Genomic DNA, 20,727 nt, shown 5'->3' with positions numbered 1-20,727 from the left:
GTCATGACCACAAAAAACTGGAGCGATGCAGAGCCCATTGTCTCACTGAAAGACGTCCACAAATCCTTTGGTTCGCTAGAAGTGCTCAAAGGTGTGTCTCTCGATGTCATGAAAGGGGAAGTGATCTGTATCATCGGCCCATCTGGCTCGGGCAAATCCACCCTGATCCGCTGTATCAACGGGTTAAATGATATCCAGCAGGGCTCTATCAAAGTTGAAGATTTGGAAGTGCATGCACCAAAACTCGACAAACTCGCGTTGCGCAAGAAGGTTGGGATGGTGTTCCAACAGTACAACCTCTTTCCCCACAAAACCGTGTTGGAAAACGTCATGATGGCCCCCATCAAAGTGTTGAAACAAAACAAGTCTGAGGTTGAAGATAAGGCGCATGCTTTGATCAAGCGTGTGAAACTGGAAGGCAAAGAAAGCAGCTATCCGGGCGAACTTTCAGGAGGACAGCAACAACGGGTGGCAATCGCGCGTTCGCTGGCAATGGACCCGGATGTCATGCTTTTTGACGAAGTGACAGCCGCGCTTGATCCAGAGACAGTGAAGGAAGTCTTGGTCGCGATCAAAGACCTGGCTGCCAATGGAATGACGTGCATTTTGGTCACTCATGAAATGGGTTTTGCACGTGAAATCGCTGACCACGTCTACTTCACGGACAAAGGTGTGATTGTCGAACACGGGAAGCCAGCGACGCTTTTTGATAATCCACAGGACCCGCGAACGCAGGCGTTCTTAGGCCAAGTTCTGTAAAAGGAAACAAAAATGCGTATCGTTTATGTGAACGGTCACTTCGTCCCCGAGGACGAGGCCAAAATTTCTGTCTTTGATCGTGGGTTCCTATTTGCGGATGCAATTTATGAAGTCACCTCGGTGGCAGACGGTAAGATGATTGATTTTGAAGCTCATATGGCGCGCTTGAAGCGCTCTATGCGCGAGCTTGATTTTGAAATCAGTTTTGACAATGACGAACTAAGGTCGTTGCACCAAGAAATCATTGACCAGAATGATCTCGCGGAAGGCGTGATATATCTACAGGTGACGCGCGGTGCGGCGGATCGAGATTTCAACTTTTCTGAGATGACAGGGTCGGCGTCCGTGGTTCTTTTTTCTCAGGTTAAGAAATTGGTTGAAAACCCTTCTGCAAAAATAGGTGCATCGGTGCAGCTTGTCGAAGACAAACGCTGGCTTCGTGCGGACATTAAAACCGTTCAGCTCCTGTATTCATCTTTGGTCAAGACCAGAGCTATCAAAGCTGGTTTTGACGATGTTTGGATGCACAGAGATGGGCTGATCACAGAGGGTTCTTCAAGCAATGTGTACATTGTGAATGACCAGAGCGAGATCATCACGCATCAGCTGAATGATACGGTGTTGCATGGTATCACGCGCAGAGCGGTCCTTGCGGTCGCTGAAAGTCTTCAGATGAAGGTGATCGAACGAGCGTTTTCGATTGAAGAGCTCCTATCCGCAAAGGAAGCCTTCGCGACCTCTGCCTCTGGCTTTGTGAACCCAGTGGTCAACGTTGAAAACCACGCAATAGGCGGCGGCGCTCCTGGTCCTGTCAGCACCGCACTCCGAAATGAGTATATGCGAACCTCCATGAAAATGGTGTGACCGCGGGGGGGAGGCCCGGGCGACAAGGATGTCTTTGCGGCTGCGGACTATGCACAGTTTCTGCCATCCCTGATTTCGCGACACCGCGCGCCATATTGCGAAACCCTGCACATCGGTCGCCGAACTGGTCGCAAAAGCGCAGAACCTTGGCCACATCGACGTTTGGACCATATTGTGCAGCGACAACCATATCAGCAATGTGTGTCGCATGGAGCGTCAATGCGTGCGGATCAACGACGATTTCGAATAGCTTTGGGGTGGCTGACACGCATCTGGTCTGCGAAAACAGAAACCGCCAACCGTGTCCGCCAACAAATTGAGGCAGTACTGGATTTCGCAACCGCCTTTGGGATCCATGTCGGAGACAATCCAGCGCGTTGGCGGGGCCTTTAGATCACCTTTTGCCAGAGCCAACAAAAGTACGGGTGGTCAAGCATCACCTCGCATTGCCTCATGCCGCAATTGCAAGTTTTATGCCTGACCGGGGCACGCGTCGCGACGTCGCCGCGCGTGCTCTGGGCTTTACGGACTTAACTGCAGCGCGGTTGGGTGAGACACGCATGGCGACATGGGCCAAGCTCGACCTAGACGCCTCAAAGTTTAGGCTACCCCCGCACCCGAAACCCGGACGACGGACGCAGCAATAAGTCAATGCAAACCGTTTATTTCCCCCAAGGGCAGAGTGCTTCAACCTGTCGGCGACCAAGTTTATTCAACGTCTCTATGTTATCTAAATAGATCTTCTCGGGATCCGAAACGTGAGCGAGGACTTTGGTCATCTGATCTTGACGCAAAAGATGTATGGTTGGATAGGGGGAGCGATTGGTAAAGTGGCTGAGATCGTCCGCAGCCACACCTTCAAATTGATATTGAGGGTGAAATGATGCCAATTGCACATGCTCCGTCAGGTCTGCTTGCTCCAATAGCTGCTGAAACCAATCGAGCAAGGTGAGGTAATCATCGAAGTCCTCTATTCCTTGTGTAAACATGAGCAAGCTGGTGGCAACGTCATTTTCGTTAGTCTCGAGCAAGCGCTGTAGTTCATTCACAAAGAACTGCTTTAGTGGTGCATCTTTAGTGGCATCACATACGGCAAAATGGACTTGGTTTCGGGCTATGACGCTCGGGGAAAAGGGGCAAAGATTTAGTCCTACTACCATTTGTTCAAGCCATCGACGGGTGTTTTTAACCACGTCTTGATGAGCTATGGATAGCGTCTTTGGATCGAACTTATTGATACGTAAATCCTTTCTTGTTTGACGAGCTTAAAGCACGTTCTGTCCATATTTCCAATTTGTTTACAGAAGCCAAAACCATCCTCGACGCAGTCACAACCGTCGACTGTGTCATACCATCCTTCGCCATCGGCAAGCGTCCTGCACCGGGCCTTGCGCTGTAGCGTCTCGGAAGCGGAAATTGATCAATGAACCAATGTGTTGGGCCGATTCTATGCCGGCTGCCAATTCTAGAACTCGTCAAATTCCGGGACATTTCCGAGCCGGACAAGGAAGCTGGGTGATCCGACTTCGCCGCTGTTTGGGTCTTCACTAATCATATAGGCATCCGCACCGGCACAATCCTCGGACAGGGCTTCCCGCTCAGCTCGGTTCTGGGCTTCTGACGCCGTTGAGTATTGGAATTGTTTGTCGACCTTGAGGCCTGATTGCCCTCCACGACCGGGCTTTTGTTCCACGTACGTTTGACAAATGTAATGAACTTTTGTTGTGCTCTCGTCCGCGTGCGCCATAGGCAAATCCTTTGTGTGTGTTCCAGCGGCCCTGACGTTTCAAAGGCGCGGGTGACAAATGTAGTGTCACAATGTGGTGGTCAAGCTTAGATCTGTTTTATGCACTACCGCGAAGGTTTCTTCGGCAGGCTTGCCTCTCGTTCGAGGCGCGCTTTGCGGAGGCGGTTGTTTTTGGCCTGTCTCTGCTCTGCCTCGTCTTCGACCATCTTTCGAACGATGCGGGTTGTCTTGTCCATCGGTGTTTCCGCTTTGGGGCTTTGCGCTTTGAACACGTTTGCTTTTGTCCGTCTCACCATGTGGCAATCTCCTTTTTAGGTTTCACCGGGGCTTGACGGCGCCATTCCAAAGATAAAAGTATCAGGCAAGATGGTTTCGTGGGTGACAGCAGCATCGAGGCTTTCGACGATTGGTATGTTGTTGAGTGCACCATCCAGAACAACCCCACTGTCTGCGCCGCTGTGGTCACTGTCGATGACTGAGACAACGCGGTAAGCCTCGGAATGACGCACAAGGCCGTTGGCAGTCTTACCGTCAATTTTGGCGAAGTTGCCTTCGCAATAGACCGTCGCTGTTGGCAGTACAGCGAGCCGAGTGAGGGTAGATAAGTGTGTTGCTGCGCCATCTGTCAATTGCGCTGATTGGGCGCCTCTGACGGGAGGGCGCATGGTCTCTGCTGATCGAAGTTCGGTCTTCATCTCATTTTCCTTTCGAGAGCACCCGGAGCTTCGCCAATGGCAATTGGAGCCGAAGTCCGGATGCAATTTGCCTAGTTGTTCAGAACGCAGAGACCCTTGGAATTTTGGAAGTTTCGGTTGCACTCCCAATGGTTCCCGGTTCTGTCAAGATGGGCGTTCTCTGGGACATCGATGATTTCGCAGCCCCCATTGTGGACCCTGTATCCCCTCTGGCATTTCCACCCCACGCCGTAGGTTGCATCGTCAAAAAATGCGAAATCAGGGACCACAACTTCCTCGCAAAGACTGCCCTTCTGGAAAAAACCGCGTTCACATGTCCACGGCTGACCATGGCGGGATCCGTTCAAATACCCGTTGATCGGAACCGCAATTGCGTTGCAAAGATCACCCTCTTTCTCAAACCCACGTTCACAGTCCCAGTCGGAACCATAGGTTGCATCTATCAGATAGGCGTTTTCAGGCACGACGACCTCTTGGCAGGTATCGTCGACTTTTATAAATCCACGCAAACACTGCCAGCGTTCTCCTGAAGGGTCTAGAAACCCGCCATCGGGGACACGGACAGCAACACAAGTCTTACGATCCTCCCGGCGAAAACCACGAAGGCAATCCCAGCCGAGACCATATCTATGGTTGGTCGCATAGGCGTTTTCGGGCACCTCAACGCTTACACAGATTTCACCGTTGAGTCGATATCCGAGATCACATTCCCAACCATCGCTGTATTTCTTTGCGCTGGCATTTTCCGGAATGGCTTGGGCCAAAACAGGCATTGAAAAAAGCAACAGAGCCAACATTGGACCGAAGAAAAGTTTCCAAACCACTCGGGTGTCTTTCAACAAGCGTGCGCTGCGGACTTTTAAGGGTAATTGCCGCGTTGCTTGCGAATTATGACTCATCTAACGCAAGCTCCGCCAGACAAGCGTCTGCAAGGTTGCGATCTGGCTTATCTGAACCCGGATGTGTGGCCCAACCCGTCTCCATCATTGCCTTGCGGCGGCCAAACCCAGAGAGATCTTGAAGAGTGGCAAGTTTTTCGACGCGTTCTGAATCCGCCGCTGACAGACCAAGACACACCGGCACCAATGCCAATGTCACTTCGTCATTTGCCATTTTCTGTGCCATGGCTTGAGCGTTGCTGCTCGTGGTCCAACCACCCCAAGTAAAGCCAATGATAGAAATCGCGATCGCGCCACCCAAAGCACCGTAGATGCCGGGTTTCGTCCATTCTGGAAAAGTCATTTTTGATCCTTTGACGGAGAAAGCGCCGCCACACTATTTTTGCCTGACAAGATTTCGTGTCAGGGTCGTTTTTGGGCCGGACTGATCGACTGGTCGTCGTTCAAGGCCGGCTTCAATTCCCAAGTTTGCGGACCGCTAAGCAAAAGCGGACTCTGCATGGCGACGTGGTCGTGCGCGATCACATCGGCAACCTTCCCAAGCATCAGGCCCCTGCTAGCGGCATGTGACATTTGAATTTTCATGATGGCGTTTGCAGTTCGCTTCGGCAGGCGAGGCGCCTGAGCCGCAGAAGACCACAACGTTTGTAGAGCCAGCATAGTCAACTAGCTTGTGAATAGCAATGTAAGCTGATCCAATCTTGTTTCCGAGGCCTACCGCCGAAAACAGACAGTCACTTGAGCGGTGGAATTTGGAGAAGCGGGCTCATTCCAAACATTCTCCGCTTGATGGCATCATGGAGCATTGATCGAGATATCGCCGACATGACCGGCCCTCAATGGACCTTGGGCCTAAGGGGCTGATACTGCGGTTCGGCCCGTCGAAGCGGACATGCATCATCAAGAGCAATCGTTGGTAACCAGCGTTCGAACTTCGCATCTTCGACGTTGGAACGATGGCCTAAAGGAGCCAAGCCTGTGAAAAACGTGAAAATTTCCTTGGCGAATACACGCTCTCCATCACCTTCTTTTTTGGCCCACGGCTCCCAGTAACCTCGAACCGGTTGATGTTTTGTTTCAGCCGACAACAATTCAGTCTTCGCACAAGAATGCTGTGCGCACTCTGCCCGATGCAGCCGTGGACTGGCATGCAACGACTGGTGTGCTCAAGGGCACTGGCCACCAGTTTTCGTCAAATCTCGCCTTGCAGAGACCTCGCTCCGGGTATGCCCGTATCACAGACACCCTTGCCCTCGGACGGATCGAGCCTTTTGCCACGCATTCACCAATGCGCAACAACGTGGTGACCCGCTCGTTCGCACCCGAACTGGGCTATACCCATGTGGTCGCCCAGCCGAAATTTCAGCCTGTTTCACGTATGGTGAAAAGGTCATGGCCGTCCTGCATGAGACTGCTGCGTCTTTTGGCACAGTTGGCGGCGGCGGCGAGTGATACCTCAGGGTTAGACGGGCCGTCCTTCAAACTGCGCGAGGGTGACACCGCTATCGTGCAATGCACGGCGAACTTCGGTAGCAATGCGGACCGCTGTAGGCGTGTCACCGTGCAGGCAAATCGTATCAATACGTGTTTGGATGCGTTTGCCGCTTTCGGTGATGATTGCACCTTCACGGACCATGTCAGCCATGCGGCGGCCTGCCATGTCCGGGTCATGGATCACGGCACCGGGCAAGGCGCGATCCACCAGAGTTGCGTCATCATTATAGGCCCGATCCGCAAAAATTTCGCAAGCAACCTTGCAGCCCAACGCAGATGCGGCGCGCTGCTGGGCTGTGCCAGCCAAAACCATAATGATAATATCGGGAGCGATATCGAGTGCGGCTTCATAACAGGCCGTGGCCATCGCCTCATTCTCGGATGTCATATTTGCCATTGCGCCATGTAGTTTAAGATGGCGCACCGAGCTGCCAGCGGCCCGTGCCATCGCCTGAGCGGCACCCAATTGATACCGCACAATATTTTGAAGGGATTCAGTGGGAAAGGTCATCCGCTGCCGACCAAAGCCGTGCAAATCAGGAAAACCCGGATGCGCGCCGATGCCAACGCTCTTTTGCGCCGCCGCCTTCATGGTTGCGGCCATCACGTCCCAGTCGCCCGCATGAAACCCGCAGGCGACATTGGCGGAGGTCACGATATCCAGCAAGGCCGCATCATCGCCCATTTTCCAAGCGCCAAAACCTTCGCCCATATCGGCGTTCAGATCGACCGTTTGTGTCATTCTATATTTCCTCAATGTCTTCGTTTCCGGCGACCACTCCGCCGATCAGATTGTATGACAGCAGATCGCGCATAAGACGCGGATCGCGGATCAATGGGCGACAGCGCTTGCCCAGCTCTGTGCGCCGTTTGGCTTCTGTGCGCTCCAACTCTACGGCCTCTTGGAGATCGACAAAGCGAAACCGCAGTTCCGCCCCTGCTGGTGCCTGTGCCACCCGTGGCAGATCGCAGGACAAAACTGTGCCGATCCTAGGATATCCGCCGGTGGTTTGGCATTCGACCATCAGCACAAAGGGCACGCCATCGCCGGTGATCTGGATGTCGCCGGGCAGTACGATTTCAGACACAACGTTGCGCCCGCCCTCGACGTGATATCCCCCGCCTTGAGGGGTCAAGGCCACACCCATTCTGTTTGCCCGCGCAGCACGGCGCAGCGGTTCGGCTTGGAGGCGGTCCAGCTCGGCCTTGCCAAAAAGATCGGTTTGAAAACTGGGGGTGAGACGAACCGCACCGCCGTGAAAGCGGTCTTCGGGTTCAATCATCATGTTTGTTTCACGCCCAATGTCGTGGCCAATGTTCAGCGTTTCGCCAGCCTGTAACAACGCGCCTATTCCGGCAGCAAGGTGCGCGGACGCAGCCCCCAAAAAAGGGTCCGCAACAATGCCACCGCCCACATGCAGATAGCCATAGCAGCCCGCGGTGGCGGCGCCGATGGACAAGCGCGCACCAGCAGGCAGCCTGTGCGACGCATTCCAGACCACCGCCTCGCCGTCGATTGTGGCCCGCATCGGCGCGCCTGTCAGGGCGATGCGAACGTCCTCGTTGGCCTGAAATTCTCCACCCAACGCGGCCATTTCCAACGCAAGCGTATCAGCAGGCTGACCCAGCAACGCTGCGCCTTCGACCAGCGCCAGCCGGTCTGCTGCCCCCCCACGCGACAGGCCTAACGCCAGATGGCCGGGGCGCCCCATGTCCTGCAATGTCATGCTGGGACCTGCGCGTAAGATCGTCAGTTTGGCGTTCATTTGATTGTCTCGTAGGTCGCGCCGCCATTGGGATCGCTGCGCATGTTGTTCAATGACGCGGGATCAGTGGCAATGAAGCGCACCTCGTCACCGGGCCGCAAAAGGATCGGTTCGTCCGCCTTGGGTTGGAACAGATTGATTGCCGTCTGGCCGACATGCTGCCAGCCGGTTGGTGCCGAAACGCCAAACAGCACGAATTGCCGGATCGCCACGACAAGCGCACCTTGCGGGACGCGGTCCGTCAATTGGCTTTGGCGGGGAATGTCCCACGCTTCCGGCAATTCCCCAAGATAGGGCTGACCGGGCGCAAAACCGAGCGCCTGCACACGCACGCGCGCGCCTGATAGGGATGTGACCGCCTCAGCTTCGGTCATCCCCGCTGCCGCGGCGGCCTGCGCAAGTTGCGGGGCCAATTCGGTGCCATAAACTGTTGGAATGCGCCAGAACCGCCGCCCCGTTGGTAAGGCTGCGTCAAACCAGTTGCGGCCTTTGACCAAGGTTTCGACTTTCGCTTTCACAATCTCATGCGGCAGCTGCAAAGGATCAAAGCGGATAAAGCAGGACACCAGGGTGGACGACGTTTCTTCAATCGCGTCCCAGCCTTCGGCTTCGACGGCAACACGAAACGCAAGCGCAGCGCGGTTGGCAGCTTCGCTTAATCTGTCGCCAAAGCTGACAAGAAGACCGTCCACACCTCCGGTGCGGATCATGGGGAATTCAGGGGAGGGGTGGGTCACATCTGCTCCGGCAGGTAGGTCACGATTGAGGGGAAGATCACGATAAGAACCAACGCAACAATCATCAAAAAGAAGAACGGAAGCGCGGCATAGGCAACTGTCAGAATATCGCGCCCGGTCAGGGATTGCAGCACGAAGAGGTTGAAGCCCACCGGCGGGGTGATCTGGCTCATTTCAACCACGATCACCAGAAAGATGCCAAACCACAGCGGATCAATTCCGGCCTGCTGCACCATCGGCATAATGACCGAGGCGGTCAGCACCACAACCGAAATCCCGTCAAGGAAGCAGCCAAGGATCACAAAAAACACCGTCAGCGCCGCCAGGAGGGTAAATGTCGACAGACCAAGCCCGCCGATCCATTCGGCAAGGATGCGGGGGATGCCGGTAAAGCCCATAGCGACGGTAAGGAAAGACGCGCCCGCAAGGATGAAACCGATCATGCAGGACGTCACAGTTGCACCCATCAAGCCATCAACAAAGCTCGCACGGGTCAGCGTGCCGGAACTCCACGACAGGATCAGCGCGAGAACAACCCCAACCGCCGCAGCATCCGTGGGCGAGGCGATGCCAGCATAGATCGAGCCGATCACCCCGCCGATCAACAACATCACCGGAAGCAAACGACGGGAACGACGCAGCTTCTCACGGAAGGTGGCAGAGATGTCCTCCATAGGGAGACTGTCGCGGTTCAAGATGGCCCAGACAGCGACATATCCCACGAATAGGGTCATCAGCAGAAGTCCAGGCAGAACCCCCGCGATGAACAGCCGCGCAATGGACTGCTCGGTTGCCACACCATAAACGATCAAGATGATCGACGGCGGAATCAGCAGCCCCAGCGTCGCCGAACCGGCCAGCGTCCCGATCACCATCTTTTCGGGATAGCCGCGCCGCGACAGTTCAGGGATCGAAAGCTTGCCGATTGTGGCAGCCGTTGCCGCCGACGACCCGGACACCGCCGCGAAGATCCCGCAGGCGAAGACATTGACATGCAACAGCTGCCCGGGCAGGCGGTTCATCCATGGCGAAAGGCCAGTGAACATGTCATCGCTGAGGCGCGACCGGAACAGGATTTCGCCCATCCATATGAACAGCGGCAGCGCGGCCAAAGCCCAGGAGTTCGAATGGCCCCACATGGTTGTCGCCATAACAAGGCCCAAGGGCGCGTTGCTGAACAATGCCATTGCGGCAATGCCCACCCCCAGCAGCGAAAAGGCAACCCAAAGCCCCGCACCAAGGAAGGCAAAAAGAAGGACAATGAGAATGATCGAAAGGACGGCTATAGACATGGCTTGGGCTCCTATTCGCTCAGCAAGTTTTCGCCCTTGCCGTCCCAAGACGCGGTGCGACCGCGCAAAAGACCGACCAGTTCGTCGAGCAGGGCAATTGTGAGAATGATCAGGCCAAACGCGACGGGCAGTTGCGGCAACCAAAGCGGAACAGAGACCATGCCAGACGACCGATCTCCATATTCAAAAGATTCATAGACAAGCAGGATGATATACCAACTTGCAAAGGCGCTCATCGCCAAGGCAATTGCGACGACGGCGATTTCAAAGCCGTGCTGCGCACGCGTCGGCAGGCGGCTGAGCAGGAGCGTGACGCGGATATGCCCGCCCGCCCGCAGCGCATAGGCCAGCGCAAGAAAGGTAGAAGCAGCCAGAAAAAAGCCGGTGAAATCCGCATAAGACGGGATTGTCAGCCCAAGACCGGTTCCAGTGAAGGCGGCGGCGATTTTGTCTGCTAGGTTCAGGCAAACCTGCACGAAGACTATGGCCACGATGGCGACAATGAAAGACGCAGCCAGCCCGCCGGCCAATCGGTAGATAGTGTTCAAGGCGTGCCGCATGGCTGCCTCCTTACAGGTCAGGTGTGTATTAGGCCGGGCGCGGTGTGGTGCGCGCCCGGCCTCGCGTGGTTACTGCCCGTAGGCGCTCAGAAGTGCGGCACCGGCGTCACCTGCTTCGGCGGTCCAGTTTTCCAGCATTTGCGCACCAATCTCGCGCAGCCCTGTCATCAGTTCTTCGGAAGGCTCGACGACGATGATGCCGTTTTCCGCCAGAACCGCAGTCTGCGCCTTGGTTTCGGCACGGCTCATTTCCCAACCACGCGCTTCCGCAGCGGCGGCTGATTCAAGAACCGCGGCCTGTGTCGCGTCGTCCAGACGGCGGAACGAACGGGTGTTCACCACCACGACGTTTTTCGGGATCCAGGCCTGAATGTCGGTGTAATGGGTCAGGAAGTCCCACGCTTTGGAATTCACGCCGGTCGAAGGCGAGGTGATCATCGCCTCAACACGACCGGTGCTGAAAGCCTGCGGAATATCCGGATTTTCGACCTGTGTTGGCGCGGCGCCTGCGAGGTTTGCGAATTCTTCGAGGGTGGCGTTATAGGTGCGGAACTTCAACCCTGCGAGATCTTCAACCGAGGTGATTTCGTTGTTGGTATAAAGTCCCTGCGGCGGCCATGGCACCGAATAGAGAACCATCATGCCCTGTTCTTCCAGAAGCGCAGAAATCGCGTCTTTCTGTGCAGCCCAAAGCCGTTCTGCATCTTCGTAGTTCGTCGCGAGGAAAGGCAGTGAATCCGCGCCAAAAGCGGGGTCTTCATTGGCCAGAAGTGACAGGAAGAATTCGCCAATGGGCACCTGACCGCTGCGAACAGCCCGGCTAATTTCGGGGTGTTTAAAGAGCGATGCTGCCGAATGAACTTTGATGTCAAGCGCGCCCTCTGTTGCAGTGGCCACATCAGCGGCAAATTCGGAGATGTTGACCGTGTGGAAGGTTGCGTCTGGGTACGGTGTTGGCATGTCCCATGTTTCAGCCTGTGCACCGATGGCCAGACCCGCAAGAGCAGCGGTTGTCCCGCCAATAATTCGTGAAATGAGCATTGTGCTCTCCCTGTTTTGTTAGATTGAACTAGGCTTACATTACACTTACATTTCGTCAACGTTTTATCATTGTTGGGTGCCAAAGTTGGTCGCGACTATTGAAATGTTGAGGAAATATCGGCATCTTATGCGGAAAATATCAGCGAATTGCGCAGGAAGAGAGCTGGAAATGACCGACAAAACCCCCGCTGACCGCCGAATCGTCTCCTCTCGCCATCTGGCCGAAGGCGGCGGCTGGGAGTTGTCAGAGCTCGAGTTTGGCTTGATCGTTGGGTTCAACGCCTTTTCGCGATGGGTGACACGCTGCATGGCCGCTGCGGGTCACCCCGACCTCAGCCCTCTCGAAATTCTGATCCTGCACAACGTCAACCATCGGGACAGGGACAAGCGGCTCTCCGACATCAGCTTTCTGCTGAACATCGAAGACAGTCATACGGTAAACTATGCCCTGCGCAAATTGCTCAAGGCCGGATTGCTGGTGTCAGAAAAAAGGGGCAAGGAAGTGTTCTATCGCACGTCGGAGGATGGGGTTGCGCTGTGTGAAGCCTACCGCGATGTGCGGCGGCAGTGTTTGCTTGACGGGCTGTCACCTACGGAAATGAGTGGTGCAGACCTGCGTGAATTGGCTCGCATGCTACGCGCCTTGTCCGGCCACTACGACCAGGCCAGCCGCGCCGCTGCGACACTTTGAAATCGTAGCTCGCTCCATGAACGTGACCGGTCCGACCGATGTCTTCGAAGGACACTCTCCCTTATGTTGATCGTTCGCTGACCTCTCTCCCCCCAAACGGCGGCCATTTCAGAATTTTTCGCAAGCGCTGCCCTTTGACAGTAACCCGCACGATCCAGCGTTGAGCGGGGGCAGAGAGCTGTCGCGCCGACAGGATGCCATTGATCGTCACACCACACTTCTATCTTCTCAGGTGCAAATACAATCTGGCAGGAGAAGCAGCCGCATGTCTTGCTGGCGAGAACATCATCTCTATGTCTGATCGATTTACCGTCTGCTTGTAGGTCTCTGATCCTCGAAACCACCAGAAATCATACCACGTATTGCATAGGAGCAAGTCTAATCGAAGAAATCCAATAGCAACAATGAATGCAGACAAATCAACCAAAACAGCCCCATAAGGGGTTGAATGAGTGCCAACAGAATTGAATGAAAATGGTGGGTGGCGGAGACGAAGGCCGCCATTCTGCTGTTGCGCAGAGACGCCAAAAGTCTGCAAATCTTTGAATTTATACGCAATACGAGGATTTGCATTCGGAAGGTGTTGAATTGCGTTGCGATGGGTTGCATATCTTATGGCGGGTAGGATGATGGGTATGCGGAGGCCGACGCCATGCCGAAACTTGCAAAAGAGCTATCTTCGCTCGAAGTGAAGCGGCTGGAACACCCCGGCAAGGGGCGAAACGCGACCTTTGCTGTGGGCGGTGTTTCGGGGTTGTTGTTGCAGATCACACCCAACGGTGGGCGGTCTTGGGTGTTGCGAACAAAGGTGGGCGACAAGCGTAGAGAAATCGGTTTGGGCGGCTATCCCAGCGTTACACTTGCTCAGGCGCGTGAGAAAGCGCGTGAGGTGCGACTAGGCATCGAAGGCGGCATAGACCCAGTTGCGGAGCGTAAAGCGGCCAAAAGCGCAATCACAGCCGCCCAGCGCATGAATTTGACCTTTGAGGAAGCGGTTGAGCGTTGCCTCGCTTCTAAGCTGGATGCATTCAAAAACGATAAGCACCGCAAGCAATGGGCCGCGACACTTAAAACATACGCGGTGCCAGAGTTAGGCTCTACGTTTGTAAACGACATTGCCGTTCAAGACGTTTTGCGGGTCATAGAGCCGATCTGGCTTTCAAAGACAGAAACGGCCTCAAGGCTAAGAGGTCGCATAGAGGCTGTCCTGTCGTGGGCCACCGTGGCAGGGCACCGATCTGGCGACAATCCCGCGCGCTGGGCGGGCAACCTCAAAGAGCTTTTGCCAGCACCGAACAAGGTGAAGGGGCAGGCAAACCATGCGGCTCTTTCAATCGAAGATGCGCCACACTGGTTTGAAGCACTAAGGAAGCGCAAAGGTATGGGCGCGCGGGCTTTGGAGCTTTTGGCGTTGACCGCGACGCGTTCAGGCGAGGTTCGCGGCGCAGTCTGGAATGAGATAGACCTTGAACGCGCCATTTGGACCATACCGGCCCAGCGCACCAAGACTGGCAAAGAGCATCGCGTTCCGCTGTCTCAAAACGCGTTGGCGCTTTTGGGCGATTTGCCGCGATTTGAGGGGCAGGAGATTGTCTTTCCTGCCTCTCGCGGTGGGCAGCTGTCGGACATGACACTGTCCGCGACAATGCGGCGTATACACGAAGCAGAAGAGGGCGGTTTTGTGGATGCCAGAAGCGGCAAGGCGGCGGTGCCGCACGGCTTGCGCTCGACGTTTCGGGATTGGGTAGCCGAACATACCAAGTTTCCGGGTGAAATGGCTGAAGTCGCGCTTGGGCACAAAATCAGCAATTTGGTGGAGGCTGCGTATCGGCGCGGTGACATGATCGAAAAGCGGCGGCGCATGATGGATTGTTGGTCGGATGTTTTGGTTAGCAATGAGCAGGGCAAAAACAACGTGGTGACCCTGTGACAAACTCTAAACTGGCTGATATCCAACGCTACATTGACGGTGAAGTCTTGGAGTATGTGGAAGAAGCGAAAGAGCAGTCTGAATTTGGACCACGACACCTTCTAGCCCAACAAATCTTCAAAGTTAGACTTACACCGGAAGCCGCTCAGAGTGCCCAATTCTATGATGAAGGGCGGTATGCAGAAGCCTTCTATTGGGAGGCGGAAGAACATTGGGATATTGAACGCCTCTATCGGCAAGTTGTTTCGACCAAAGTTGATTTGGCGCACCCTCTGAATGAGTGGGAACGGCGGTTTATAACTCGCGTTTTAGGCGGCGATTGGGAGCCGAAAATTAAGCGAAAAAGGGGTTCTGCTTTCGAAGAAAACTGGGACCGAAATTTTTTCATAGTCCTCTTGTTGGTGGAACTGAGAGACAATTTTCATATTCGCCCCACCCGAAATGATGAAAAGAAACACAGCTGCGCTGACAGTGAGAAAAGAGGGCAAGACATAATCTCAGCAGCCTTCATAAAGGCTGGTCGGCACGAAGTGACGCCAAAAGCTGTCAAATCGACTTGGGTGAACAAGGAGGTCAGGAAGTGGGCGCAAAGGTATTTTCACAACCTTGGTCATGCCAATGTTTTCAAAGACACGAAGTAACTGGTGGTTCTGGGTCTCGCGTAGCGGATTAACGTGAGACCTGAGAATGTGAAGCTTGTCGCGCATCATTGACACCAGTTGAAACGACTGGAGCAATGAAATGCCAGAGACCTACCTATCAGATCGACAGATCAGCACGCGCTTGAGTGTTCATCGTACCACCCCTTGGCTTTGGGCTAAGGCTGGGACTTTCCCGAAGCCGGTAAAACTTTCGGAGCGTTGTACCCGCTGGAAACTCTCTGAAATCGAAGCGTGGGAAGCGGCCAAAGCCGCGACCACCACTTAGAAGAAACCGCCACCCAACAAGGGCGGCGGCTCCAAAATTCACAGCACGAATTGAGCTTACCGCTCTTGCATGGCTTTGCAAGAGGACGACCTTGCTATGACTACACAACAATGGAACCAAAAAGGCTTTGCAATCATTCTGACCGATGGCCGCGAAATCGATGTTTTTGTGTCAGGCCGGAACCGATGGGCGCTCGAATGCCTGATCGAAGCTGGCGATGTGGGCTGTTCAAGCCTCGACTACCCCGCCGTGCGCTGGTCAGCCTATATTCACAATTTGCGCAACATGGGCGTCGAAATTGAAACACGGCACGAGCCGCACAAAGGCGACTTCCCCGGCACTCATGCGCGGTATGTGTTGAAGTGCCTTGCCCTCTCGATTGGGGGCGCAAAATGAAGCAGAGAAAAAGAGTAAGCGACGAACTCGCGGATCAAATTGCGTTCCTGTCGCGGAAAGGATTTTCGCTTTTGCCTGTTGGAGGGGCTTCGGGGAAGGCTCCAATAACAAAGGGTTGGGCTGATAGGCGACTTACCCTTTCACAAGTCATGGGGCCAATGGTCGGAGTTGGTTCGACGGCCTATGGCGTCCGCTTAGATGCAGTTACGGTTCTGGATTGCGATGTGTACGACCAGAGCCTGCTTGACCGACTCCAGAACAGATTTGGATGGTCTACAGTCACGGTGAAGTCCCCTAGAGGGGCGCACCTCTACTACGGGGGAAAATTACCGTACCGACTGAACCTGAAGTCTGAGGGCTTGCCGGTGGACGTGAAAACCGGCCCCAATGAATATGTGTTGGGGCCAACCTCGGTTCGAGCGGATGGAGGAAAGTACTCGCAACTTGCAGGGTATCTTGGTGAAACACGGCTAGATCCACTTGAGCAGCCGGATCAGGTGTCTCGCACCGCGCCACAAGGTCACCCAAAGGTACCAATGGGGCAGAGGCACGAATTCTTACTCAGCCGTGCCCTCATGTATGCGCGGTCAGTTGATACTCTAGAAGAACTGAATGGAAACCTTGAGTGGGACAGGACTGAGGAATGCTCGTCGCCAGAAACGATAACGATCAAGGAAGTCGAGGGCATCTCAAGCTGGGCTTGGAAACTTCGGTTGGAAAACCGCCTTTTTGAAAGAAAAAACAGTGTGTTTGAAATCAATCGATTGGCAATGGCGGCACTGCGGCAATATCGCAATTTTGCCGAAGCGTTGGCCTTGTACACTTGTTTGTGCGAGGCTCATGGTCACAGGCCGGAAACCGTCTTTCGATTGAATGGTGTGGCGATGCGCGGTGCCGGATTGCTCAATCTGTCTGAGCGCAAGTTTTTGGCTGCTAGAAGAACCTTGGAAAACGCCGGGCTGATTCAGCAGGTGCAGTCGCACAGAGCTGCAAAACACGGCAAAGGTTTTTGCCTGCTAGCGCCCCAACGATTGATTGCCCGCTCAGAGAATAATTGCGCTTATCTCCCCGCAAGAGGTCTATAGTTACATATGTGCGGCGAAAACGACGCAACCTATGTCGACACTATTTTGCTGGGCTATCCTTGCCTTTACCTTGCCGTTATTGACTTAGTTCCTAATACCGTACGCCGCAAAACTGGGTAGCGTTCCCATTTGGCCGAATTTTCTGAAGGCATTGGCCTAAATTCATTTGAAAGGGGAGACCATGGCTAAACCAGCTATTTTATGTGCTGCTGCGTGCGCCAGCTTTTTGGGTTTCGGAGAACCGGCTTCCGCAAACAGATTGATGGATAGCATTATGCAATCCTGGCTGGGAGCGAACCTCGGTCAAGCAATTGACCAATGGGGGTTTCCTGCTGAAGAGAAAACAATAGCGGGGCGCAAGCTGTATACTTGGCACGACGACAGCCATGGATTTGGAAATCTTGTAAACTGTAAACGAATTTTGCAAGTGGACCAGAACGACAAGATTGTTCGGACCGATTACTCAGGAAACAACTGTCCGTTTATGGAAGTTGGGCCGTTCCGAAAGTGGCGATACAGGCCATAGATGGAAGCCTTTTTGGCTTTGGCGGGTTTTTTGGCGGGTAATGGCGGCGCTGCGTGTTTTTTTCATCAAAATCAAGGCCTAGTGGCGGAGACGAAGGGATTCGAACCCTCGATACCGTTTCCGGTATACTCCCTTAGCAGGGGAGCGCCTTCGACCACTCGGCCACGTCTCCGTCGACCCGTATATTTGCGGCGCACAGGGGACACAAGACCCAAAAACAGGATTTCTGCGAAATCCTTTCTCGAAGAGTGCGCGTCACACCAATGGCAGGTTTCGCGGCTGGCCTGCCGCTGAGTTGCTGGCGACTCCGTCCCGATGGGCGACCAAAACCCTGCTCCTCCAAGGATACGCCTCAGTGCGTTGGCAATGCCTGAGCGTGCGCCAGCCCTGGCTTTGGTGCGCTCTGCCATCAGGCGGCATTCCCAATGGCCAAGCGGTATTTGCGCTGTAACGCGCGCGATCGGTCCGAAGCACGTTCAAAGAGTCAGGGGGGGGGAAGAATGGCGACCCCTGAAGGACTCGAACCCTCAACCTGCTGATTAGAAGTCAGCTGCTCTATCCAGTTGAGCTAAGGGGCCATCGCCAAATGGCCATTGCATGCCGTGGCCTGCGCCGCCACCTTTCATACAGCGCACTGCGCTTGTCAACGCCGTGGGTGCGAAAATTAGCGGCGTTCTGCGCTGTGCGTAACTCGCGTGGCTTTCTGAGTGCAAATCGCATCAAACGTCTCAGGCAAAACATCGGTGAACAATCGGTCAACGTCTTCAAAATCCAAAATGCGCGCCGGGGCGTTGCGCGCAAATTTGCTGTGATCCGCCAGAAGCCATGTTTCGCGCGCGCAGCCTTGCGCGGCCCGCGATACAGAAATTTCATCCATAGCAAAGTCATAGGCCGCGCCATCTTTTGAGATCGCGGAGCATCCCAGAATCGCAAAGTCAAAGGCGAAGTCTTGCACCATGCGCACTGCAATGGGCCCCACCAAGCCGCCGTCCTCGGGGCGCGGACGTCCGCCGGTCACCAAGACATCACAGCGCGCATTGCCGGCTAAAATCTGCGCCACATTGAGGTTGTTGGTCACCACCAACAGGCCATCGTGGCCCAAAAGCGCGCTGGCCAATGCTTCGGTGGTGGTGCCAATGTTGATAAAGAGGGAGGAGCCATTTGGGATCTGAGCCGCACAGGCCGCAGCCATCGCGGCTTTCGCCTCGGCATTGACCCGGCTGCGCTCTTCATAAGCAATGTTGCGCACACCTGAAGGCAAAACCGCCCCGCCATGCACCCGCTCCAAGCGGCCCGCGTTGGCTAATTGTGTCAAATCTCGGCGGATGGTTTGCACGGTCACATCAAACCGTTCTGCCAAACCATCAACGGTGACCTTGCCGCTGCTGCGGGCAATTTCAAGGATTTCTCGTTCTCGAAAACTGTTGCGCATGTTCGTATTTTTTCGTTTCAGGTCTCTAAGGCGTGGCAGGATTTTTGTGAAGTTACAATGAAAACCTATGCGTTTGTGGCGAATTTCCTTGACCTGCGAACAAAATTTTGTTCGTAAAGGCGCGAAAATGTTCGAAGGTGTTCCAATGGAAACGCAAACAGAAAATCCGGTAGATGTCTTTGTGATCGGCGGGGGCATCAATGGCTGTGGCATTGCTCGCGATGCGGTGGGGCGAGGTCTGTCTGTTGAATTGGCGGAAATGAACGATCTGGCTTGGGCCACGTCTTCGGCCTCCACCAAATTGTTCCATGGCGGGTTGCGCTATCTGGAGTACTTCGAAATCCGCCTTGTGCGCGAGGCGTTGATTGAGCGCGAAACCTTGTTGCGTGCCATGCCGCACATCAGCTGGCCGATGCGCTTTGTGCTGCCGATGCACAAAGACATGCGCTTTGACAGCGAAACCCCCACATCCCGTGTGCTGAGCTTTGTGATGCCTTGGATGAAAGGCCGCCGCCCAAGCTGGCTGATCCGTTTGGGGCTCTTCATGTATGACAATCTCGGCGGGCGCAAAATACTGCCCGGCACGCGCACGGTGGATTTGACCCAAGATGAAGCGGGCAAGCCACTTAAGTCAAAATTCGCCAAGGCCTACGAGTATTCTGACTGCTGGATTGAGGACAGCCGTCTGGTTGTTCTCAACGCCCGTGATGCGCAGGCCCGTGGCGCAACCATTCGCACCCGCACCAAAGTGATCTCCGCCCAACGCGAGGGCGGGCTGTGGCACATCGAAATGGAAGATGTGGAAACCGGTGAGCGCCACATGACACGTGCCAAAGCGCTGGTGAATGCAGCAGGGCCTTGGGTGGCCGACGTCATTCGTGGCGTCATGCAGAAAAACTCCTCCGCCGGGGTGCGTCTGGTGCGTGGCAGTCACATCGTGACCAAACGCCTGTTTGACCACGACCGCTGCTACTTCTTCCAAGGTGAAGATGGCCGGATCACTTTCGCGATTCCCTATCAGGAAGATTTCACGCTCATCGGCACCACCGATCAGGAACACACCGATGCGGACGTGGCCCCGGTCTGTACCGACGATGAGGCGCAATACTTGTGTGACTTTGCGTCGAACTACTTTGATAAAGCTGTCACGATGGATGACATCGTGTGGCGCTATTCTGGTGTGCGTCCGCTCTATGACGACGGCGCGTCTTCTGCGCAGGCGGCCACCCGTGAATACGTGCTGGATTTAGAGGATGCCGGTGCGCCGGTTCTCAACGTGTTTGGCGGCAAGATCACCACGTATCGCAAGCTGGCGGAGGCCGCGATGGCAAAGATCGTTCCGTTCTTCCCACAAGCCACCGCGCCATGGACCGCAGGGGTGGCGATGCCGGGCGGTGATTTTGAGGTGCATGAAGTGGGTGAGAAAATTGTCAACCTTCAGCGCGACTACCCGTTCTTGAATGATGCTTGGGCCAAACGATTGATCCGGGCGTATGGAACAGAGGCGCCAACGATTTTGGGCACAGCAAAATCCGCATCTGATCTCGGCGTGGACTTTGGTGCAACTTTGAGCGCCGCTGAGGTGGACTGGCTCATGGCCAAGGAATACGCCCGCACCGCCGAAGACGTGGTGTGGCGTCGCTCTAAACTGGGTCTGCGCCTTAACGTTGCGCAAATTGCGGCCATCGGCGACTACATGCAACAGGCGCGGCAAAAAGCCTCCGTGTGAGGCGGAACCCACAATTGATCTTTGGGCCTCAGCGGCCTATAGGGAGCCTGCACGATGCCGTCGTGCAGGCTTTTGAGTCCTTTCGATGGCAAAGACGGACCATCATATTTCCTCAGGCCTTCGGGTCTGACCCCGAAAGTCACAGACACCCCTGACG

25 protein-coding genes, 2 tRNA genes and 1 pseudogene are annotated in these 20,727 nt (G+C 54.9%); 13 read left to right on the top strand and 15 right to left on the bottom strand.

Annotation, left to right across the window (positions count from 1 at the left end; all coding sequences use genetic code 11):
* Positions 1 to 3 precede the first annotated feature (3 nt).
* From ABWV47_RS12710 to ABWV47_RS12700, 4 genes are all read left to right on the top strand, one after another.
* A complete protein-coding gene (locus ABWV47_RS12710; protein ID WP_353312359.1) occupies positions 4 to 759 on the top strand; it encodes an amino acid ABC transporter ATP-binding protein in 756 nt (251 codons plus the stop codon).
* 12 nt (positions 760 to 771) lie between these two features.
* The gene (locus tag ABWV47_RS12705; RefSeq protein WP_353312357.1) at positions 772 to 1,623 is read left to right on the top strand and encodes a D-amino acid aminotransferase; all 852 of its coding nucleotides are present in this window, start codon (positions 772 to 774) and stop codon (positions 1,621 to 1,623) included.
* A 219-nt stretch (positions 1,624 to 1,842) separates the two neighbouring features.
* Positions 1,843 to 2,016: a phage integrase central domain-containing protein gene (locus ABWV47_RS21055; RefSeq protein ID WP_502959705.1), complete on the top strand. Its 174-nt coding sequence runs from the start codon at positions 1,843 to 1,845 to the stop codon at positions 2,014 to 2,016.
* A 32-nt stretch (positions 2,017 to 2,048) separates the two neighbouring features.
* Entirely contained in the window at positions 2,049 to 2,270 is a 222-nt protein-coding gene (locus ABWV47_RS12700) for a hypothetical protein (RefSeq protein WP_353312355.1), read from the top strand.
* 15 nt (positions 2,271 to 2,285) lie between these two features.
* Here the strand turns inward: ABWV47_RS12700 and ABWV47_RS12695 are convergent, their stop codons facing one another.
* The 12 genes from ABWV47_RS12695 to ABWV47_RS12640 all read right to left on the bottom strand — a co-directional run bounded on the left by ABWV47_RS12695 (position 2,286) and on the right by ABWV47_RS12640 (position 11,854).
* Complete coding sequence (locus ABWV47_RS12695; RefSeq protein ID WP_353312353.1) at positions 2,286 to 2,816, bottom strand: DUF1415 domain-containing protein; 531 nt, start codon at positions 2,814 to 2,816, stop codon at positions 2,286 to 2,288.
* Between the two features lie 272 nt (positions 2,817 to 3,088).
* The gene (locus ABWV47_RS12690; protein ID WP_353312351.1) at positions 3,089 to 3,316 is read right to left on the bottom strand and encodes a hypothetical protein; all 228 of its coding nucleotides are present in this window, start codon (positions 3,314 to 3,316) and stop codon (positions 3,089 to 3,091) included.
* Between the two features lie 158 nt (positions 3,317 to 3,474).
* Complete coding sequence (locus tag ABWV47_RS12685; RefSeq protein WP_353312349.1) at positions 3,475 to 3,666, bottom strand: hypothetical protein; 192 nt, start codon at positions 3,664 to 3,666, stop codon at positions 3,475 to 3,477.
* A 15-nt stretch (positions 3,667 to 3,681) separates the two neighbouring features.
* Positions 3,682 to 4,065, bottom strand: a complete 384-nt coding sequence (locus tag ABWV47_RS12680; RefSeq protein WP_353312347.1) for an N-acetyltransferase DgcN family protein — start codon at positions 4,063 to 4,065, stop codon at positions 3,682 to 3,684.
* Positions 4,066 to 4,136: 71 nt separating this feature from the next.
* Entirely contained in the window at positions 4,137 to 4,838 is a 702-nt protein-coding gene (locus tag ABWV47_RS12675) for a hypothetical protein (protein ID WP_353312345.1), read from the bottom strand.
* Positions 4,839 to 4,953: 115 nt separating this feature from the next.
* Entirely contained in the window at positions 4,954 to 5,307 is a 354-nt protein-coding gene (locus tag ABWV47_RS12670; protein ID WP_353312343.1) for a hypothetical protein, read from the bottom strand.
* Positions 5,308 to 6,426: 1,119 nt separating this feature from the next.
* Complete coding sequence (locus tag ABWV47_RS12665) at positions 6,427 to 7,200, bottom strand: LamB/YcsF family protein (protein WP_353312341.1); 774 nt, start codon at positions 7,198 to 7,200, stop codon at positions 6,427 to 6,429.
* Between the two features lies 1 nt (position 7,201).
* Positions 7,202 to 8,224, bottom strand: a complete 1,023-nt coding sequence (locus tag ABWV47_RS12660; protein ID WP_353312339.1) for a 5-oxoprolinase subunit C family protein — start codon at positions 8,222 to 8,224, stop codon at positions 7,202 to 7,204.
* Positions 8,221 to 8,934, bottom strand: coding sequence for a 5-oxoprolinase subunit B family protein (locus ABWV47_RS12655; protein ID WP_353313866.1), 714 nt, complete (start codon positions 8,932 to 8,934; stop codon positions 8,221 to 8,223). The genes ABWV47_RS12660 and ABWV47_RS12655 overlap by 4 nt, the downstream gene beginning before the upstream one ends.
* 23 nt (positions 8,935 to 8,957) lie before the next feature.
* On the bottom strand, positions 8,958 to 10,253 hold the full coding sequence (locus ABWV47_RS12650) for a TRAP transporter large permease (RefSeq protein WP_502959704.1): 1,296 nt from the start codon (positions 10,251 to 10,253) through the stop codon (positions 8,958 to 8,960).
* A gap of 11 nt (positions 10,254 to 10,264) precedes the next feature.
* On the bottom strand, positions 10,265 to 10,813 hold the full coding sequence (locus ABWV47_RS12645; RefSeq protein WP_353312335.1) for a TRAP transporter small permease: 549 nt from the start codon (positions 10,811 to 10,813) through the stop codon (positions 10,265 to 10,267).
* 69 nt (positions 10,814 to 10,882) lie between these two features.
* Positions 10,883 to 11,854: a TRAP transporter substrate-binding protein gene (locus ABWV47_RS12640; protein WP_353312333.1), complete on the bottom strand. Its 972-nt coding sequence runs from the start codon at positions 11,852 to 11,854 to the stop codon at positions 10,883 to 10,885.
* 169 nt (positions 11,855 to 12,023) lie between these two features.
* On the opposite strand from ABWV47_RS12640, the gene ABWV47_RS12635 reads away from it, so the two are divergent.
* From ABWV47_RS12635 to ABWV47_RS12600, 8 genes and pseudogenes are all read left to right on the top strand, one after another.
* Positions 12,024 to 12,545 (top strand): winged helix DNA-binding protein, encoded by a 522-nt coding sequence (locus ABWV47_RS12635; protein ID WP_353312331.1) that lies wholly within the window; start codon positions 12,024 to 12,026, stop codon positions 12,543 to 12,545.
* A gap of 652 nt (positions 12,546 to 13,197) precedes the next feature.
* Entirely contained in the window at positions 13,198 to 14,475 is a 1,278-nt protein-coding gene (locus ABWV47_RS12630) for a tyrosine-type recombinase/integrase (RefSeq protein WP_353312329.1), read from the top strand.
* Positions 14,472 to 15,116 carry a hypothetical protein gene (locus ABWV47_RS12625; protein WP_353312327.1) on the top strand — a complete coding sequence of 215 codons (645 nt, stop codon included), beginning with the start codon at positions 14,472 to 14,474 and terminating at the stop codon, positions 15,114 to 15,116. Before ABWV47_RS12630 ends, ABWV47_RS12625 begins: the two co-directional genes overlap by 4 nt.
* 100 nt (positions 15,117 to 15,216) lie before the next feature.
* The gene (locus ABWV47_RS12620) at positions 15,217 to 15,402 is read left to right on the top strand and encodes a helix-turn-helix transcriptional regulator (protein WP_353312325.1); all 186 of its coding nucleotides are present in this window, start codon (positions 15,217 to 15,219) and stop codon (positions 15,400 to 15,402) included.
* A gap of 96 nt (positions 15,403 to 15,498) precedes the next feature.
* Positions 15,499 to 15,798, top strand: a complete 300-nt coding sequence (locus ABWV47_RS12615) for a winged helix domain-containing protein (RefSeq protein WP_353312323.1) — start codon at positions 15,499 to 15,501, stop codon at positions 15,796 to 15,798.
* Positions 15,795 to 16,241: pseudogene (locus tag ABWV47_RS12610) on the top strand (bifunctional DNA primase/polymerase); the annotation flags it as partial. The gene ABWV47_RS12615 and the pseudogene ABWV47_RS12610, both read left to right, overlap by 4 nt.
* A gap of 132 nt (positions 16,242 to 16,373) precedes the next feature.
* The gene (locus ABWV47_RS12605) at positions 16,374 to 16,883 is read left to right on the top strand and encodes a hypothetical protein (protein ID WP_353313922.1); all 510 of its coding nucleotides are present in this window, start codon (positions 16,374 to 16,376) and stop codon (positions 16,881 to 16,883) included.
* A 181-nt stretch (positions 16,884 to 17,064) separates the two neighbouring features.
* A complete protein-coding gene (locus ABWV47_RS12600) occupies positions 17,065 to 17,409 on the top strand; it encodes a hypothetical protein (RefSeq protein ID WP_353312321.1) in 345 nt (114 codons plus the stop codon).
* Positions 17,410 to 17,491: 82 nt separating this feature from the next.
* Here the strand turns inward: ABWV47_RS12600 and ABWV47_RS12595 are convergent.
* The 3 genes from ABWV47_RS12595 to ABWV47_RS12585 all read right to left on the bottom strand — a co-directional run bounded on the left by ABWV47_RS12595 (position 17,492) and on the right by ABWV47_RS12585 (position 18,841).
* Positions 17,492 to 17,581: transfer RNA gene (locus ABWV47_RS12595), tRNA-Ser, on the bottom strand.
* Between the two features lie 329 nt (positions 17,582 to 17,910).
* Positions 17,911 to 17,987 (bottom strand) — tRNA-Arg (locus ABWV47_RS12590).
* An 86-nt stretch (positions 17,988 to 18,073) separates the two neighbouring features.
* Positions 18,074 to 18,841 carry a DeoR/GlpR family DNA-binding transcription regulator gene (locus ABWV47_RS12585; RefSeq protein ID WP_353312319.1) on the bottom strand — a complete coding sequence of 256 codons (768 nt, stop codon included), beginning with the start codon at positions 18,839 to 18,841 and terminating at the stop codon, positions 18,074 to 18,076.
* Positions 18,842 to 18,986: 145 nt separating this feature from the next.
* On the opposite strand from ABWV47_RS12585, the gene glpD reads away from it, so the two are divergent.
* A complete protein-coding gene (glpD, locus tag ABWV47_RS12580; protein WP_353312317.1) occupies positions 18,987 to 20,570 on the top strand; it encodes a glycerol-3-phosphate dehydrogenase in 1,584 nt (527 codons plus the stop codon).
* Positions 20,571 to 20,727: the final 157 nt, after the last annotated feature.

It is taken from the genome of Shimia sp. NS0008-38b, from assembly GCF_040370365.1.
In the GTDB taxonomy this organism is placed as follows: domain Bacteria; phylum Pseudomonadota; class Alphaproteobacteria; order Rhodobacterales; family Rhodobacteraceae; genus Shimia.
The sequence above is the reverse complement of the archived record's forward strand: the minus strand, read 5'-3'. Positions and strand labels throughout refer to the sequence as shown.

Excerpts from the sequence above, each read along its gene's own strand:
- ABWV47_RS12640 (WP_353312333.1), bottom strand. The coding sequence starts at position 11,854 with ATGCTCATTTCACGAATTATTGGCGGGACAACCGCTGCTCTTGCGGGT.
- ABWV47_RS12605 (WP_353313922.1), top strand. The coding sequence starts at position 16,374 with ATGTATGCGCGGTCAGTTGATACTCTAGAAGAACTGAATGGAAACCTT.
- ABWV47_RS12685 (WP_353312349.1), bottom strand. The coding sequence starts at position 3,666 with ATGGTGAGACGGACAAAAGCAAACGTGTTCAAAGCGCAAAGCCCCAAA.
- ABWV47_RS12600 (WP_353312321.1), top strand. The coding sequence starts at position 17,065 with ATGGCTAAACCAGCTATTTTATGTGCTGCTGCGTGCGCCAGCTTTTTG.
- ABWV47_RS12660 (WP_353312339.1), bottom strand. The coding sequence starts at position 8,224 with ATGAACGCCAAACTGACGATCTTACGCGCAGGTCCCAGCATGACATTG.
- ABWV47_RS12585 (WP_353312319.1), bottom strand. The coding sequence starts at position 18,841 with ATGCGCAACAGTTTTCGAGAACGAGAAATCCTTGAAATTGCCCGCAGC.
- ABWV47_RS12665 (WP_353312341.1), bottom strand. The coding sequence starts at position 7,200 with ATGACACAAACGGTCGATCTGAACGCCGATATGGGCGAAGGTTTTGGC.
- ABWV47_RS12675 (WP_353312345.1), bottom strand. The coding sequence starts at position 4,838 with ATGCCTGTTTTGGCCCAAGCCATTCCGGAAAATGCCAGCGCAAAGAAA.
- ABWV47_RS12680 (WP_353312347.1), bottom strand. The coding sequence starts at position 4,065 with ATGAAGACCGAACTTCGATCAGCAGAGACCATGCGCCCTCCCGTCAGA.
- ABWV47_RS12615 (WP_353312323.1), top strand. The coding sequence starts at position 15,499 with ATGACTACACAACAATGGAACCAAAAAGGCTTTGCAATCATTCTGACC.
- glpD (WP_353312317.1), top strand. The coding sequence starts at position 18,987 with ATGGAAACGCAAACAGAAAATCCGGTAGATGTCTTTGTGATCGGCGGG.
- ABWV47_RS12620 (WP_353312325.1), top strand. The coding sequence starts at position 15,217 with ATGCCAGAGACCTACCTATCAGATCGACAGATCAGCACGCGCTTGAGT.
- ABWV47_RS12710 (WP_353312359.1), top strand. The coding sequence starts at position 4 with ATGACCACAAAAAACTGGAGCGATGCAGAGCCCATTGTCTCACTGAAA.
- ABWV47_RS12705 (WP_353312357.1), top strand. The coding sequence starts at position 772 with ATGCGTATCGTTTATGTGAACGGTCACTTCGTCCCCGAGGACGAGGCC.
- ABWV47_RS12635 (WP_353312331.1), top strand. The coding sequence starts at position 12,024 with ATGACCGACAAAACCCCCGCTGACCGCCGAATCGTCTCCTCTCGCCAT.
- ABWV47_RS12650 (WP_502959704.1), bottom strand. The coding sequence starts at position 10,253 with ATGTCTATAGCCGTCCTTTCGATCATTCTCATTGTCCTTCTTTTTGCC.
- ABWV47_RS12655 (WP_353313866.1), bottom strand. The coding sequence starts at position 8,934 with ATGATCCGCACCGGAGGTGTGGACGGTCTTCTTGTCAGCTTTGGCGAC.
- ABWV47_RS12670 (WP_353312343.1), bottom strand. The coding sequence starts at position 5,307 with ATGACTTTTCCAGAATGGACGAAACCCGGCATCTACGGTGCTTTGGGT.
- ABWV47_RS12645 (WP_353312335.1), bottom strand. The coding sequence starts at position 10,813 with ATGCGGCACGCCTTGAACACTATCTACCGATTGGCCGGCGGGCTGGCT.
- ABWV47_RS12630 (WP_353312329.1), top strand. The coding sequence starts at position 13,198 with ATGCCGAAACTTGCAAAAGAGCTATCTTCGCTCGAAGTGAAGCGGCTG.
- ABWV47_RS21055 (WP_502959705.1), top strand. The coding sequence starts at position 1,843 with ATGCGTGCGGATCAACGACGATTTCGAATAGCTTTGGGGTGGCTGACA.